Source organism: Chloracidobacterium validum (genome assembly GCF_018304825.1).
GTDB classification, from domain to species: Bacteria; Acidobacteriota; Blastocatellia; order Chloracidobacteriales; family Chloracidobacteriaceae; genus Chloracidobacterium; species Chloracidobacterium validum.
Map to the genome: position 1 here is coordinate 703,744 of NZ_CP072648.1, position 15,074 is coordinate 718,817.

Annotated in this window: 13 protein-coding genes; 11 read left to right on the forward strand and 2 right to left on the reverse strand. The window is 58.7% G+C overall.

Annotated features, from left to right (window positions below; translation table 11 throughout):
• The first annotated feature begins 44 nt into the window (after positions 1–44).
• Genes J8C06_RS02975 through J8C06_RS02985 form a run of 3 tightly spaced genes read left to right on the forward strand, consistent with a single transcriptional unit; the run spans position 45 to position 2,913 of the window.
• Complete coding sequence (locus tag J8C06_RS02975) at positions 45–1,277, forward strand: prepilin peptidase (RefSeq protein ID WP_211429307.1); 1,233 nt, start codon at positions 45–47, stop codon at positions 1,275–1,277.
• Between the two features lie 14 nt (positions 1,278–1,291).
• Entirely contained in the window at positions 1,292–2,374 is a 1,083-nt protein-coding gene (gene pheS, locus J8C06_RS02980; protein WP_211429308.1) for a phenylalanine--tRNA ligase subunit alpha, read from the forward strand.
• Positions 2,375–2,409: 35 nt separating this feature from the next.
• Positions 2,410–2,913: a hypothetical protein gene (locus tag J8C06_RS02985; RefSeq protein WP_211429309.1), complete on the forward strand. Its 504-nt coding sequence runs from the start codon at positions 2,410–2,412 to the stop codon at positions 2,911–2,913.
• Positions 2,914–2,923: 10 nt separating this feature from the next.
• On the opposite strand, the gene J8C06_RS02990 is transcribed toward J8C06_RS02985, so the two are convergent.
• On the reverse strand, positions 2,924–3,913 hold the full coding sequence (locus J8C06_RS02990) for a hypothetical protein (protein ID WP_211429310.1): 990 nt from the start codon (positions 3,911–3,913) through the stop codon (positions 2,924–2,926).
• Positions 3,914–4,100: 187 nt separating this feature from the next.
• Between J8C06_RS02990 and J8C06_RS02995 the strand changes: the two genes are divergently transcribed.
• On the forward strand, positions 4,101–5,114 hold the full coding sequence (locus J8C06_RS02995) for an L-threonylcarbamoyladenylate synthase (RefSeq protein ID WP_211429311.1): 1,014 nt from the start codon (positions 4,101–4,103) through the stop codon (positions 5,112–5,114).
• A gap of 101 nt (positions 5,115–5,215) precedes the next feature.
• On the forward strand, positions 5,216–6,169 hold the full coding sequence (locus tag J8C06_RS03000) for a bifunctional riboflavin kinase/FAD synthetase (RefSeq protein ID WP_211429312.1): 954 nt from the start codon (positions 5,216–5,218) through the stop codon (positions 6,167–6,169).
• A 27-nt stretch (positions 6,170–6,196) separates the two neighbouring features.
• Here the strand turns inward: J8C06_RS03000 and J8C06_RS03005 are convergent, their stop codons facing one another.
• Complete coding sequence (locus J8C06_RS03005; RefSeq protein WP_211429313.1) at positions 6,197–8,695, reverse strand: tetratricopeptide repeat protein; 2,499 nt, start codon at positions 8,693–8,695, stop codon at positions 6,197–6,199.
• A 197-nt stretch (positions 8,696–8,892) separates the two neighbouring features.
• Here J8C06_RS03005 and accD point away from each other — a divergent pair, with 197 nt between their 5' ends.
• The 6 genes from accD to J8C06_RS03035 all read left to right on the forward strand — a co-directional run bounded on the left by accD (position 8,893) and on the right by J8C06_RS03035 (position 15,074).
• Positions 8,893–9,741 carry an acetyl-CoA carboxylase, carboxyltransferase subunit beta gene (accD, locus tag J8C06_RS03010; RefSeq protein ID WP_211429314.1) on the forward strand — a complete coding sequence of 283 codons (849 nt, stop codon included), beginning with the start codon at positions 8,893–8,895 and terminating at the stop codon, positions 9,739–9,741.
• 74 nt (positions 9,742–9,815) lie between these two features.
• Entirely contained in the window at positions 9,816–10,748 is a 933-nt protein-coding gene (locus tag J8C06_RS03015; protein WP_211429315.1) for a trypsin-like serine peptidase, read from the forward strand.
• An 87-nt stretch (positions 10,749–10,835) separates the two neighbouring features.
• Positions 10,836–12,110: a bifunctional folylpolyglutamate synthase/dihydrofolate synthase gene (locus tag J8C06_RS03020; RefSeq protein ID WP_211429316.1), complete on the forward strand. Its 1,275-nt coding sequence runs from the start codon at positions 10,836–10,838 to the stop codon at positions 12,108–12,110.
• A gap of 8 nt (positions 12,111–12,118) precedes the next feature.
• The gene (gene bioD / locus J8C06_RS03025) at positions 12,119–12,832 is read left to right on the forward strand and encodes a dethiobiotin synthase (RefSeq protein WP_211429317.1); all 714 of its coding nucleotides are present in this window, start codon (positions 12,119–12,121) and stop codon (positions 12,830–12,832) included.
• A 6-nt stretch (positions 12,833–12,838) separates the two neighbouring features.
• Positions 12,839–13,795, forward strand: coding sequence for a prolyl aminopeptidase (gene pip, locus J8C06_RS03030; RefSeq protein WP_211429318.1), 957 nt, complete (start codon positions 12,839–12,841; stop codon positions 13,793–13,795).
• Between the two features lie 22 nt (positions 13,796–13,817).
• Entirely contained in the window at positions 13,818–15,074 is a 1,257-nt protein-coding gene (locus tag J8C06_RS03035; protein ID WP_211429319.1) for a SpoIID/LytB domain-containing protein, read from the forward strand.

Consider the following 15,074-nt stretch of genomic DNA (forward strand, 5'->3'; position numbering starts at 1 on the left):
TCGACATAAAAGCTTGACATCCGCCACCAAGGACTGGCTTGCGCATGTTCATTTCAATTGTCGAACTCCACGACAGCATCCCGCTCTGGTTTTGGGCCATTTGGTTTTTTATTTTGGGGAGCTGCATCGGGAGCTTTCTCAATGTCGTAATTTACCGCCTGCCACGCGGTGGTTCAGTCAACACCCCGGCACGCTCCTATTGTCCGAGCTGCAACACAACGATTGCGTGGTATGACAACCTTCCGCTGGTTAGCTTCCTGGCGCTGGGAGGGCGGTGTCGGTCCTGTGGTGTGCGGATTTCCTGGCAGTACCCGTTGGTTGAGTTAGCAACCGGACTGCTGTTTGTGGGGGCGCTGCTTTATTTCGGACTAACGTTGCAATGTGTGCTCAACTGCGCTTTTGGGGCAGCGCTCGTGGCATTGATTGTGACCGACTTCAACGAGCAGATTCTCCCAGACGCCATTACCTTGCCCGGCACCGCACTGGCCATAGCTGCCCGGATGGTTGACCACAATTTGGTTGGCCTCCCCTGGATGAACTTATTTTTTGAAGGACTGGTTGGGCGTCCGCTCCCAATGACCGGACTGACCGGCTCACTGATCAACGTCACGCTCGGGATGGCAATTGGTGCAGGTACCCTGTGGGTGCTGGGCGTCGGTTATTTCCGATTGCGGGCATTTCCCATTCGTACCTTAGAAGATTTGACAGATTTTCTTAAGAGGCGCTGTGTGGTCGGCACGCTGGCCCGGTTGAAAGTGCGACGGGCAAATGGGAAACGCGGCGCTGTGTATATTCTTGGGGGCGACTTCAGCACGCTCTCCCCAGAAGAACTGGCCGAGGCCGAATTTGCCTCGTCGGATACCGGCTCACCCGAACTGAGCATGACAGCGCTCGATGGCGTTCAGGTTGAGGTCGGCGAGCGGGGGGTTCGGATTACCAGCCTGCCCGATGACCTAGAAAGCACCGTTGATGGTCGCCTCGAAGCCGGTGATACCATCGTGTCTGGCAACCTGGAAGGCATGGGATTGGGCGACGTAAAAATGATGCTGTTTGTCGGCGCTTTTCTGGGCGGTGGCATGACCTTCTTTGTGCTCCTTGTGGCTTCACTCATGGGCGTTCTCGTGGCCCTGCCGCGCCTGGTGGCGCGCGGACAAGCCGCGCTTCAATATGCCATGCCCTTTGGTGTTATGCTGGGCATCGCTTCCCTAGTGGCGCTCTTTTTCGGAGAAAAAGGGCTGACGGCCTACCTTGATTTTATTTCCAGTTTGATCAGCTAGCTTGGCTCACCGCTATGATTGATGCACCAACCCTTCAGGCTGCCATTGCTGATTCGCACCAGTGCTTAGCTACGGCTTTCCGCGAACGCTTTCCCGAATGGACGTTGCCGCCCCTAGACCTGCCATCCGCGCCACCACGGCGTCAGTGGCAAGTTGTCAACGACTATTGGCTATCCCGCAAGCAAGGGGTTCTGGCGCTCAAGCTCAAAGAACTCGGCACGCTGCCGCCCGAACTGCGTCCAGTCCGGGGCGCTGCGCTCAACGCCTTCAAAGCGGAAGTTGATACTGCGCTGACCGGCCTCGAACAGCAGCTTCAGGCGTATGAGGCGGCCGAAACGATCCGCCGTGAGGCAGTGGATGTCACGTTGCCAGGGTTGGCGCGGCGGCCGGGACGGGCCCATCCACTAACCCAGATTCGGGAGCGTATCGAGGACATTTTTGTGGCTATGGGCTATGCCGTCGAGGATGGCCCAGAAGTGGATACTGTTTTTTACAACTTTGATGCGCTCAACATTCCGCCGGACCATCCGGCGCGTGAGATGACCGATACGTTCTACATCAACGAGGAGCTGGCCCTTCGGTCGCAAACCTCAAATGTCCAAATTCACGCCATGCAGCGCCGCCGACCGCCGCTGCGCGTGATTGCGCCAGGGCGTGTCTTTCGGCGCGATGAGCCGGATGCAACCCATAATCCAATGTTTTTTCAGGTTGAAGGTCTGAATGTCGGTCGTGGTATCACCATGGCGGACCTCAAAGGCACGCTCCAAGTATTTTTGACCAAGCTCTTTGAGCGTCCGGTGACACTGCGCTTTCGTCCCAGTTATTTTCCCTTTGTCGAGCCGGGCGCGGAAACCGATTTTCAGTGCATTTTCTGTGGCGGGACAGGCTGTCGGGTATGCAAGCATACCGGATGGATTGAGTTAGGTGGTTCGGGGATGGTTCATCCCAATGTCCTACGGGCATGCCAGATTGACCCGGCCGAATTTTCCGGTTTTGCCTTTGGCTTTGGCATAGACCGGATGGCCGCACTGCTTTACGGCATTGATGACATCCGGCTGTATTTTGAAAACGACCTGCGGTTTTTGAGTCAGTTTTAGTATCAAGTCAGGCGCTTGGCGCGGGGAGTCAAACGATGTTGCTGCGTGTGTTCGCATTCCTTGCGCTGTTTGCAAGTGTCGGTTTCGCTGCCCAAGCGCAAGTTGTTGACCGGGCCGCGCTGCGGGACTGGCAGGGACGTTACCCACACCACGAAGTCAAAGGTCCCCGCGGACGAAAGCAAACAGTGAGCTTTTTCAAGCTGCCAGCCGTTCGCGGCCCGCTCGCTGATTTGCTTGGGCCGCCCTTTCTCGATGGCGTTGAGGAAGGTGACTACCTTGAAGAAAAAATTGAGCTAATAGGCGACTACTTGGTGATTCGGCTCTACCCTAACTTGCGCCGGATCGAGGACGAACGGAATCTCATCATTATTGTTCCGCTTGGCAATCCAGGCTTGCACGCTGTGTACTATCAGCAAGAACCGACCCCTGATGGACAGCTCAGTATCCAGACCGATTGGAAGCATAGCGCTGGTACATCGCTGGACGACCTGCCAAAGTCGCTCAAGGTCGCGCTGGCAACCATGATGGGTTTTCCCTGAGCACGGTCTGTCAGCTATCTTTCTGCCCACTTGCCTTGAGACGTTCGGCCAGATAGGCCTGAATTTCATCCAGTGGCAGGTCCTTCAACACCTTGAGCCGTTCCTCGACGGGCAGTCCCTTGAGCCGTTCCTCGACGGGCAGCCCCTTGAGGCGTTCCTCGACGGGCAGCCCCTTGAGGCGTTCCTCGACGGGCAGTCCCTTGAGCCGTTCCTCGACAGGCAGCCCCTTGAGCCGTTCCTCGACGGGCAGTCCCTTGAGCCGTTCCTCGGCCGGAATATCTTCCAACAATCCTTCGTCCAGAATGCCTTTCAAAAGCAAATGTCGTGGGAGCTTCCGAATAAACTCCGGCATCGTTTCCTCTACGAAGTCTTCAATGGTGTATGGCATCGCCAAGCCCTCCAGTCGGTAGTAAGCAAACAACCGGTCAAGAACCGAACTTGTATCTGCGCGTTTCGGCTGAAAATTCCACGCCGCCTGGCGCACCTTGGCCTCAACGCCGCTAAATATCCCCCACAGCCGATTGGCGGGTGTGTCCCGAATCTCACTCAGCACGATGACCCGCATCCCCAACGTTCCTAAGCTGATATGGTAAACACCCGGACGGTCGGCATCAATCCGCTGGAGTTTCACTTGATGGTTGAGCTTTTCAGGAAACCGCGTGCAGATAGCGTAAAGTGACAGCGCCGCTTTAGGCAGCCATTCGCCGGTTGATGACATCTGCTTCCGGTAGTTTACCGTGTGGCCGATGAATTCCTCGATGGCATCTTCGTCGAGTGCCTCGCGTAAGGATTTATAGGTGATCAGGTTGTGGTCGGCGAGGTTGTCAAGTCCGTCGGGAAGGTCTTGCTGGATGTCACCTGGACCTTTGCGGATGACCACGACATCGAGCAATTGCTGGCGGAGTGACAGGTCTTTCTCCAGCTCAACGGTGAAGGGAAGATCAGAAAAAAAGTCCGCTAGCGCAACACCAAAGAGCCGATGCCAGTTGAGATTGCCCATGACACTTTGAAGTCCACAGAGGATGACGATGCTGTGGCAGGATATACCAACTTTTTTTCAGCCATCTCTGAAAACGTGGCGTAAGACGCGGAGATGTTCCCAATAAGCGTCACTGGGCAAACAAGAAAAGAGCTTAGAAAAAACGCTCCAGCGCTTCTGCACTGGGGCGCGCTTGCTGGACGCGCTTATGCTAACCGAACGCATCATCTGTGACCCGCACCACCCTGATCCAGTGGCTTTGATGAAGGCCGCTGACTTGTTGCGCGCCGGTCAGTTGGTTGCTTTCCCAACTGAAACAGTGTATGGGCTTGGCGCGCTGGCGTTTGATGAGACGGCGGTGGCGCGGGTGTTTGCCGCCAAAGGACGCCCACCGAACAACCCCCTCATTGTGCACATTGCCGAGCGAAGCTGGATAGAACGGGTTGCTGTTGACATCCCACCCGTGGCGTATCGGCTGATGGATGTCTTCTTTCCAGGCCCACTCACACTCATCTTGCACAAGCAAGCGCGTGTGCCCCCCAACGTCACCGGCGGTGGGGCGACAGTTGGGGTTCGCTTGCCAGCCCACCCCTTAGCCCAGTCCCTCATCCGGGCAGTTGGCGCGCCGTTGGCCGCGCCAAGCGCCAACCGCTTCACCGAAGTGTCGCCAACGACGGCCGACCATGTGCTCAAGAGTCTGGGCGGTCGGATTGCCGCCGTGCTCGATGGCGGACCTTGCGCCGTTGGCATCGAGTCGGCCGTACTCGATGTTACGACCACGCCGCCAACGCTCTGGCGGGCTGGTGTTTTGGCGCAATCCACGTTGGAGGCGTCTGCTGGGGAACCTTTTCAGTCTCCACCGCATACAGCGACTGCGCCTAGTCCGGGACAGTTCCCGCGCCATTACGCTCCCCGCGCGCGTGTTGAGTTGCAGCCGTTTGGCGACATCAAAGGCATTGAAAAGCGGTTGGCCTTCTGGTCCGCGCGGGGACGGCGACTAGGTGCGGTTGTTCTCTCGGAGGTTGATGTTCCCCCCGACGTAACGCAGATCCGCCTACCGAGCGTGGTGGCTGCCTACGCCCAGCAACTTTACGCGGCCTTGCACGCACTCGATGGGCAGCTTGTGGATATCATCGTCATCGAGCAGGTCCCAGCCACTGCTGAGTGGGATGGCGTGCGTGACCGTCTCATCCGCGCTGCCCATGAGCCACTACCCTCATAGCCTTGCTTCAATGGCTTCGTAACTTCCACGAGCAGACCACGGCGGGTAATGGTACTATTGCCGGTGAATCAATCTTTTGTGCGCCGGCTTTTGTCGCCTGCATGGACATTTTTCACGATTGGCAAGCGCCTGGCATCCAAACGCCCTCGGTTCTGACCATGGGGGTGTTTGATGGGTTGCATCTGGGACACCAAACAATTATTCGCCGTGTGGTGGAGCGGGCGGCCGCGCTTGAATGTGCCTCAACGGTTGTTACGTTTGACCCACACCCACGCGCTGTACTCTACCCGGATGCCGCGCCACCGCTGCTTCAGACCCTGGGCCAGCGACTCGAAGCCCTCAAGATTCTGGGAGTCCGGCAAACACTCGTTCTGCATTTCGACCAGGACTTGGCAGCGCTGACGGCTGCCGAATTTGCCGAGCGCCTGCTTTTCAAGGCGCTGGGGGCGCGGGAAATCCATCTGGGTGAAAATTTTGTCTTCGGCCGAGGACGCCAGGGCAACATTGCTACCCTCCGCTGCCTTGGCGTGGACTACGGCTGCGCGGCATACGAAGTTGAGTCTGTTGTCCTGCGCGGCCGGCGCGTCAGCTCAACGCGCCTGCGTGAAGCCATTCAATCTGGCCAGATTAACTTGGCGCGGCGCATGCTCAGTCGCCCCTATGGCGTCGAAGGCGAAGTCGTTGCCGGCCGCCGTTTGGGGCGGACGCTCGATTTCCCAACGGCGAATATCGCCGTCATCAATCGAGTGCTGCCGGCCGATGGCGTCTATGTGACCGCAACGCTCATTCGCGGAGTGTGGCGGCGTAGCGTTACCAACATTGGTGTCCGTCCAACCGTGAGTGGTGACCGGATGCGCGTGGTAGAAACCCACATTCTGGATTTCAGCGGCGAACTCTACGGCACCTCCCTCCGCACCCGCTTCCTGCACCGCCTGCGACCGGAACAGAAGTTTGCCAGCCTGGATGACCTCCGCGCCCAAATCGGACGCGATGTCGCCCGCGCCCGCCGCTACTTCCGACATCCCGGCGTACGGCGCTCGCTGGCCGTCGAGTGACAGAGCCAAGTGACAGAACTGGGCTGGCTATCGCTTCGACAGCACGAACTGGTCGAGGCGATCAACCATCCATCCGTTGCCCACACGCCGGAGCGTTATCAATCCGGTGCCAGACTGTTCTTCCTTGGTGGCCGAAACGACGGTCACGTTGACATCGAGCAGGACGCGCTGTGCGTCAAGCCGTTCCATGCGTGTGGCTTGGGTGGTCCAGGCGTCGGGCTTGGAAACGACGATACCCAAGACGAATTTTGCCGTATCTGGCCGAATGAAGCAGGTTTCCAGTGCCTTGGACGTTCCCGCGCGAATGGCCTTGTCCATGGTCGCAAGAAACGCGCGGATGTCCTCCTCCGGTGGCCGTGACTGCCCGGCGGCTACTTCGCTGCTCAGTAGTCCACGGCGTGCCTGTTCATCGAGCGTTGGGCCAGCCTCCATGTCAAACGCTGCTTTGTAGGCCATCCGTGCTTGGTCATAGGCCTGGCGGGTCATGGCCAGTTCACCCTCGACAAGCAGCGCCACTGCCAGCGGATAGCGGGAAGGCGGGTTGGCCTGGCGAATGGCTGTGATTTCTGCCATAGCCGCCTCACCCTTGCCCTGAAAAGCCAGAATTCGAGCCAGATAGGCGCGGGCCAGAGCAAAGCCCGGTTCACGGGCAATGGCCGCGCGCAACAGGCTTTCGGCTTCGGCCTGGCGTTGGGCCTCGGTCTCATTGGTTTTCAGCCGGCGTGTCAGTGTGGCTTCTGCATCCAGAACCAACCCAAAGGCATAGCGCTGTTCGGGCCGGGCGTCGTTATCGAACTGTTTGGAGTTGCGGTCGTAGCCAAAGCGTACCTGTGGGTAAACTTTTTCCGGGTCTAGCTCCACGCTGACAATGGTTGCCGAGGTTTCAAAGGTGGCGGTGGCATAGCCTTTGGAGGGCAGATCCACGGTAGTCGTCAGTTTTTCCCCCTTGTCGGTCACGGCGACGACCGGCAGCCGGGCGTCACCCGTGCCAAGGTTGCGCAGCGCGCAGCTCCAGCCCGGGCCATCCTCGCGTTTGACAGGAACACCAATCACGAAATCCGGTTCGCTGAGTTCCTCGAACCACTGTTTGAAAAAGTTGGCGCGGCGCTCGTCTGGCGGATCGCCAACGAGGCGGCTGCGCAACATGTCGTAGGTTGCCACACCGCTGGCGTCCAGGACGATGGACTTGACGGCAGCCAGCAACGTATCGCGTCCCACGAGGCGTTCTAGGAGCCGGAAGACAAGCGCGCCTTTGGTTGGCAGGCTGGCATAGTAGTCGGGCAAGGCCGGGTGTTGCAGGGTCAGAATCGGGTCAATGCCACGCTCAAAGCCTTGCTGTGAAACCCGAATGCCCGCCAACCTTCCATGGGCGAAGCTCCGCCGTAACCAGAAATCGCGCTCGGCAGCGGCTCCGTATTGCTGTTGAAGGTACTGTGCTGTGAGGTAGGCTGGCAGGGCATCGGCCAGCACGCCCCACCCACGCCCCCGCAGGCGGGTCTGTCCACCGAGCCAAGTCTGCGCAACATTAGCCGTCAGCCATTCGACAGTTTCAGCATCCAGTGTCGGACGTCGCAGGGTTGCCGCTTCGAGCACCACCACGCCTGGCGCGCTATAGCGTATGGCGCGGTCGGTATCGAAGTCCCGCCCCCGTAGCTCCGGGCTGCGGCGGTCGGCAACGACCCGCCGGGGAGTGGTCAACACCTGGAACTCACGCACCGGAACGGCTCCCCAGAGTGACTGGTAAAAGCCCAGAATCCGCGCAACCTCTTCGGCGAGGCGCTGGGCTTGTCGGGAACTTTCTTCCGGGAGTCCCCGCGTGCCATGGACGTTGACAACTGTTGGCTCACCACTGGCCGGCGTGAAGCGGCGCGTGACCGGTGGCGCCAAGGGCTGTACGAGTAGCCACGGTTCGCCGGCCAGTGATGAGGTGAAACTGATACTCCCGCCGGCTTCCTGTCGCGTGCCACTGGACCAGACTTCGCCATCGGTCGGCTTCGTAACGGTCAAGACGTATGGGGCGGTGTCGGGTCCATGGCTACTTTGGGGCAGATGGATGAAGGGCGTCCACCCGGCTTCCGGCAAAAGCAGGCTGTCGCCGGGCGTAAGGGCAGCGTAGTTGGTGCTTTCCCGGTACGTCAGTGTGTACACCAGTTTGGCCGTGACGTTTTTGCCCGGCCCAAGTGGTGGGGAGAGTTCCGCCACGTACGTGGCAATCGCGGTGTCACCCCCTGGTTGTTTCTTCTCATCCGTCGGCATGGGGCGGTCATTGACTGTAAAGGAGGTCACTTGGGCCGCTTTGGTGAGCCGCAAGGTGAGCGTCCGTGCTTCGGCTTGCTTGGCGATGTTGGTAAGTTCGAGGGTCGCCGTGACATCGGCGCTGTAATCCGCCGGCCGAAGCGTGACGTTGACGGTGGAACGAATGATTCCAAAGTCGGCGAACTCCTGAGCCTGGGCCACGCCAGTCGCCAGCCACAACCAGAACAGTCCGCCAAGCCAGTGCCAGGTAAAGCCTTGAAGTCGTTTCATCAGAGATTGAACTTAGGTGATTTAGCAGGTAGAAGATTTGGTCGCCGTGCGACACAGTGGCTAGACGCCGTTAGGCAAACCTACTATGGTTGCCTGCGTTTCTCCCACCTTTTCTTGCGCTGAATGACTGACCTGATGCCAGTCCCCGGTAGTGCAATGAGGTGGTTTTCCCGCAAGTTTTCCTGGGGTTTGCCGCCATGGCTTGGTTTAGACGTAAACGCAACATCACCGATGAAACACCACCGGCTGACCGCAAGGTTCGGACTGAAGGTCTTTTTGTCAAGTGCCCGGCCTGTGGCACGACGCACTTCAAAAAAGACCTTGAAGCCAACCTAAACGTCTGCCCAAACTGCGGCCACCACATGAAGTGGCCGACGCGACAGCGCCTGGCCCATCTTTTTGATGATGGGCAATACACAACCTTTGACGACAACATTGTTTCGACCGACATTCTGGAGTTTTTTGATACCAAGTCCTACGCCGACCGGATTGTTCAAGCGCGGAAGAGCACGGGTTTCAACGATGCGATTGTCTGCGCTGAAGGAAATCTCGGAGGACGACCCCTGATTGGCTGCGTCATGGTGATGGAGTTCATCGGTGGGAGCATGGGGTCAGTGGTTGGCGAAAAAGTCACCCGCGCCATTGAGCGGGCAATTGCTAAACAGCGACCGCTCGTCATCGTTTCCGCTTCCGGCGGCGCGCGCATGATGGAAGGCACGTATAGCCTGATGCAACTTGCTAAAATCTGCGGCGCGTTAGCCCGTTTGGATGCTGCCCGCGTGCCTTATATTTCCGTACTGACCGATCCAACGACGGGTGGCGTCACGGCCAGTTTTGCCATGCTTGGCGACATCAATATCGCCGAACCGGGTGCGCTCATCGGTTTTGCCGGACCGCGCGTCATCGAGCAAACCATCCGCCAGAAGCTTCCCGTCGGATTTCAACGTTCGGAGTTTCTTCTGGAGCACGGCATGCTTGACGCCGTCGTGGACCGCCGCGACCTGCGGAAGTTCCTCATCGATGCACTGGCTTTCATGGCGCACTGATTCAACCAAGCTGCCGCGTCACAATGCTGACAAGGCCCGGTCTTCAAGGCAAAATCTCATTGGGAGAGTTTGGAATGCTGTCTTGTTTCTCAAGTCAACGGTTGACGCTCGTCCTGGTCGGTTTGGCGCTTGCCACAACGAGTTTCTTCGTCCGGCCGGTGCCGGGCGTTGTTATTTTGGATAGTGCCTGGCGTAAACACGGGGGCAACGCCGACAACAAGCCGGCCGGCTTCGCCAAGCATATTGCGCTCGCTAATCAACCGCAGTTTCGCGCAACCATCCAACTGGTTGGTGAAAGTGCTGGCGCGTCTGGAACCTGGATTGGTAACGACGCCAAACATGGTTACGTCCTGACGGCGGGCCACAACTTCACCAAGGGTGGCAATGCCACTGAGTATGCGTACGTTGCTACGGATGGCACGACCTACAAGGGGGTTGAGCTTATCGTTCATCCGGCGTGGAATGGCGACAACAACACCCGCACGGGCTATGACTTTGCCATTGTCGTCTTAGATCGCCCAGTCAGAGGTGTTGGGCAACCGGCGCTGCTTTACGCTGGCTCAGATGAGATGGATCGGCTTTGTACCATTGTCGGTTATGGCATGCGCGGTACTGGTTCCTCAGGCGAACAGGCCGACTACTACGACGACGACAACCCCAAAGCTGCTGCGCAGAACCTGATTGAAAATGTAACTGAAGCGGTCAAACCGCTGCCCAGCGATGAAGACGGCGGCAACTACCTTGGGATAGACTTCGATAAAGAAGACGGAAGCGCCAAGAACACCTACGGCGACCCGACGCCGGTGAATGAGTATGAGGGCGCGTTGGGTTCAGGCGATAGCGGTGGTTCCTGCTGGATGGAGTACGATAGGCAGTGGTGCGTTATCGGCGTCAATGCCAATGGTGACACTTCGACATACGGCGCAGTGTCGTATTTTGCTCGTGTCTCCGGAGAGGTAGCGTGGATCAAGTCGGTCTTTCCGGGCGCAAAGTTTATTGGTAACTAAGTCTCGTGACTGACAGTCCCAGGCTCAAGCGTGAATTTTGAAGCATCGGTCGGGTATTTGTATTCATTAGGCAATGAGGTCACGACCATGAAGCTTGGTCTTGACGCAGTTGCCACCCTATTGGATGCGCTCGGCCGTCCAGACCGCGCGTTCAGCGCCATCCACGTTGCTGGAACCAATGGCAAAGGCTCAACCTGCGCATTTCTGGCCAGCATTCTGCGCAGAGCCGGCTTGCAAGTTGGGCTATATACCTCACCGCACTTAATCAGCCTCACCGAGCGTATTCGGTTCAACGACCGAGATATTGCTGAAGGCGACTTTGCGCGTGTCATGACGCATGTTCGTGACGCGGTTGAAGCCTTACTGAAGCAGGGCCGCTTGCTCGCTCGACCAACCTTCTTCGAGCATCTGACAGCAGCAGCATTTTGTTATTTTGCGGAACGGTCGCCGGATGTGGTTGTGGTCGAAGTTGGGCTTGGTGGCCGACTTGACGCAACCAATGTGCTCGTCCCGGCTGCCTCAGTTATCAGCTCCATCGGAGATGACCACCGCGAGTGGCTTGGCCCGACGCTGACGCACATTGCCCGTGAAAAAGCAGGCATCATCAAGCCTGGTGTACCGGTGTACATTGCCGACACGCAGCCTGAAGAAGCCCGCCAAGCGCTTGCCCAAGCGGCCCTCGAAAGGCAATGCGAACCAAGGTGGGTCGAGCCGCTCGACATCATTTGTTATGACACAACTGGTCGCCCTGTGGTCTGCCTTGACAGTCAGACGTCACGAACCTATGGGCGAGAATGTCGTCTGGCGTTGCATGGCCGTCACCAGTCTCAGAATGCCGCGTTGGCAACTCGTGTGGCGCAGGATTACCTGCGGGTGCTCGATATGAGCGATGGCGCGGTCGAAGAAGCTGTATGTTCCGGGCTTGAACAGACCCACTGGCCAGGCCGCTTGCAATGGATAGACGGAAATCCACCGATCCTGCTGGATGGCGCGCATAATCCAGAAGGTGTACAGGCATTGGCCGACTTCCTTGAAACGACTTGCCGGCGGCGACCGGTCACCACTGTTTTTGCTGCTATGCGTGATAAGCCGGTGATCGAGTTGCTGTCTCCGTTGGCGACCATCGCCGAGCGGTTGATTGTGACGGAAGTGACCGGACAATCACGCGCGATGCCATGCGACAGCCTGGAAGTCATTGCCCTCGGGTATTGGCTTCCGTCGAATGTGATCCAGTCCCCAGATGTCGCTACGGCGCTGAGGCTGGCGCGCGCGTCAACCCCCCCGGATGGTCTGATTGTCGTGTATGGGTCAATCTACTTGATTGGCGAAGTCCTGAGCTTACTTCAGTGCCAAGGCGCATAACGCATGCCATGACGCAAACCTTCTTTGTGACCGGAACCGATACGGGCGTTGGCAAAACGGCAGTGACCTGCGCATTGGTACGGTCTCTGACGGCTGCCGGGTATCGCGCGCGCGCCATCAAACCGATTGAAACTGGTTGCGCCGTGAGCGCTGACGGTGAACTGCTTCCGGCTGACGCGTTAGCGCATCGGGCCGCCTCTGGTCTTGCCGAGCTGCCGCTCGAGCGGTTTATCCGCTACCGGCTGCGTGAGCCGCTGGCGCCGGCGGTTGCGGCCGAGCGCGCCGGTGTTGACCTTGACATTAGCACTTGCCTGGAGCTGATACGTACGGCCCAAACTGAAACGGATATTCTTTTGGTCGAGGGGGCCGGAGGATTGCTGGTTCCCTTCACGGGAACAGCGCGGAACGGTTATCAAACCGTGGCCGATGTTATTGAGACGCTTGGCGTTCCCGTTTTAGTTGTGGCGCGGGCGCGGCTGGGAACGCTCAACCACGTCCTGCTGACGTGGGAGGAGCTGCGGCGGCGGAACCTGGTTTGCGCCGGGGTGATCCTCAATGATGTTGATGCGGAAGCCGGTTTGGAGCGTGAGGATAACGCGCGCGTGCTGCGCACATTTGGCGTCCCGGTGCTGGCTGAATTACCATACACCGCGCACCTCGAATCGCACCTTGCTGATGTCGTGCGCTGCATTACCGGATCTCCCCGCCGTGAACGGAGCTAAACGATCATGACCGAGGCGCGCACGCTCTATCCGCCAATTGAACCCTATATGACTGGCATGTTACCGGTTTCGGCGCTGCACACGCTTTACTACGAAGTGAGTGGCAATCCGCAGGGGAAGCCCGTTGTGTTCCTGCATGGCGGGCCGGGTGGCGGCACATCGCCTGACCACCGGCGCTATTTTGACCCGGAACGCTATCGCATCGTGCTGTTTGACCAGCGTGGAGCCGGTAAAAGCACGCCTTACGCCTGCCTCGAAGAAAACACGACCTGGGATTTGGTGGCTGACATCGAGCAGCTACGCCAGCACCTAGACGTGGAGAAATGGGTAGTGTTTGGCGGTTCCTGGGGCAGCACGCTCGCGCTCGCGTATGCGGAGACGCATCCAGATCGGGTGCGCGGGCTGGTGCTGCGTGGGATTTTTCTATGCCGGAAAAAGGAAATTGATTGGTTTTACCAGGAGGGTGCCAACGCCTTGTTTCCCGATGCCTGGGAACCGTATGTCACCTTGATTCCACCCGATGAGCGCCATGATCTGGTTGCTGCCTATTACCGCCGACTGACGAGTGACGATGAGGAACTGCGCCACGCGGCAGCCCGGGCCTGGAGTGTTTGGGAAGGCAGCACATCCAAACTGCTGCCTGACCCAGAACTCGTCAAGGATTTTGACGAGCGCTCACTGGCCATTGCGCGCATCGAGTGTCATTACTTCATCAACCGCATCTTTATGGAATCCGAGCACTACTTGATTGAACATGTGCACCGGATTCGCCACATTCCGACCGTCATCGTGCAGGGGCGGTACGATGTGGTGTGCCCGATGATGACGGCCTGGGACCTCCACAAGGCTTTTCCTGAAGCTGATTTTCAGATTATTGCCAATGCCGGACACTCGGCGTCCGAGCCGGGCACGACTGCCGCACTCGTAGCGGCGACGGATCGCTTCGCTTTGCTGCCTGACTAGTCACTCGCAGCCTGGACTGCCTATGGCCGGACGGCGTCTTTCCAGATGGGGCAGGGTTTGGCTGGCCGGGCTGTGGTGGCTGGCCCTACCGTTCACTGTCACCGAAAGCCATGGCTGTTCTTTAGCTGCCCATGCCACCTTGCCGGTCACGTTGCGGATGGGTGTGTTCACGCTTTTTCAGCCCCGGTTCGTCTGGCTTCGCGCCCATGACCGACCGGCTGCACTTCAGCTTACAGGACAGACATTTCGCCTCTCGCCACAGATGACCTGCCGCATCGAGCATACCGCGTCGGGACTGGTGATTTGGCAGGGGAACCAACTGATGGCCGCTAGCGATCGCTTGACGGTTGCGGCCGCGGACGTGACCTTGGAGGTGGTTGGTCGGAAAACGCGCGTGCAGCGCCAGTTTCAGGGTACGCTCGCCATCACGGCGCTCGAAAAATGCCTTCAACTGGTTGTGACCCAGCCGGTTGACGCGGTTGTGGCGGCGGTGGTGAGCGCGGAGTTGCCACCCGACGCGCCGCTTGAAGCCAGCAAGGCGCTGGCAATCGTGGTTCGCAGCTATGTGGCGCATCAGGTCGGACGGCATGCCGGCGAAGGCTTCGATCTTTGTGACTCAACCCATTGCCAACTGTTTCTGGGCGACCAGTGGATTCGCCAGGAAGCCGGTGGCAAGACCGGCGGGAAGCTTTCGGTAGTGGCGCAAAAGGTGGCCGCCGATACGGCCGGGGAGGTTCTCCAAAACGTGGACGCCACCATCTATTCAGCCTATTTCGCGGCCTGTTGTGGCGGGCGGACAACCTCCCCGGACGTGGCTTTCGGCGCCGGACTTGACCAGTCCGGCGTCGCGTGTCGCTGGTGCAAGGCATCACGGTTTTTTACCTGGACGCGCCAAGTTGACCGCCGACGCCTCGCCAGAGCCTTGCTTGCCGAAACATCCGTGACCGACGACATCCGAATTGAAGTTGCCAACCGCACGGCGGATGGCTTTGTTGCAAGCTTGGCCGTCACCATCGGGTCGCGGCAAATAGTTGTGCCGAACCACCGGTTTCGCCACCTTGTCGGACAACAGTTAGGTTGGAACCTCGTGCTTTCGAGTCGGTATGTCATTGAACCGCGCGGAGACGCGCTGGTTTTACGTGGTCACGGTTTTGGCCACCACGTTGGGCTTTGTCTGGATGGGTCCCTCGCCCAGGCGCGGGCTGGACGCACCCACCAAGACATCCTGAGGTACTACTTTCCACAAGCTACTGTCGGGCCGTGCCGAGTGGGACGTTAG

What these genes read in the sequence shown, in the direction of transcription:
- J8C06_RS03015 (WP_211429315.1), top strand. Translation starts at nt 9,816, where the DNA reads ATGCTGTCTTGTTTCTCAAGTCAACGGTTGACGCTCGTCCTGGTCGGT.
- J8C06_RS02985 (WP_211429309.1), top strand. Translation starts at nt 2,410, where the DNA reads ATGTTGCTGCGTGTGTTCGCATTCCTTGCGCTGTTTGCAAGTGTCGGT.
- pheS (WP_211429308.1), top strand. Translation starts at nt 1,292, where the DNA reads ATGATTGATGCACCAACCCTTCAGGCTGCCATTGCTGATTCGCACCAG.
- accD (WP_211429314.1), top strand. Translation starts at nt 8,893, where the DNA reads ATGGCTTGGTTTAGACGTAAACGCAACATCACCGATGAAACACCACCG.
- J8C06_RS02995 (WP_211429311.1), top strand. Translation starts at nt 4,101, where the DNA reads ATGCTAACCGAACGCATCATCTGTGACCCGCACCACCCTGATCCAGTG.
- J8C06_RS03005 (WP_211429313.1), bottom strand. Translation starts at nt 8,695, where the DNA reads ATGAAACGACTTCAAGGCTTTACCTGGCACTGGCTTGGCGGACTGTTC.
- J8C06_RS02975 (WP_211429307.1), top strand. Translation starts at nt 45, where the DNA reads ATGTTCATTTCAATTGTCGAACTCCACGACAGCATCCCGCTCTGGTTT.
- bioD (WP_211429317.1), top strand. Translation starts at nt 12,119, where the DNA reads ATGACGCAAACCTTCTTTGTGACCGGAACCGATACGGGCGTTGGCAAA.
- J8C06_RS03035 (WP_211429319.1), top strand. Translation starts at nt 13,818, where the DNA reads ATGGCCGGACGGCGTCTTTCCAGATGGGGCAGGGTTTGGCTGGCCGGG.
- J8C06_RS02990 (WP_211429310.1), bottom strand. Translation starts at nt 3,913, where the DNA reads ATGGGCAATCTCAACTGGCATCGGCTCTTTGGTGTTGCGCTAGCGGAC.
- pip (WP_211429318.1), top strand. Translation starts at nt 12,839, where the DNA reads ATGACCGAGGCGCGCACGCTCTATCCGCCAATTGAACCCTATATGACT.
- J8C06_RS03020 (WP_211429316.1), top strand. Translation starts at nt 10,836, where the DNA reads ATGAAGCTTGGTCTTGACGCAGTTGCCACCCTATTGGATGCGCTCGGC.
- J8C06_RS03000 (WP_211429312.1), top strand. Translation starts at nt 5,216, where the DNA reads ATGGACATTTTTCACGATTGGCAAGCGCCTGGCATCCAAACGCCCTCG.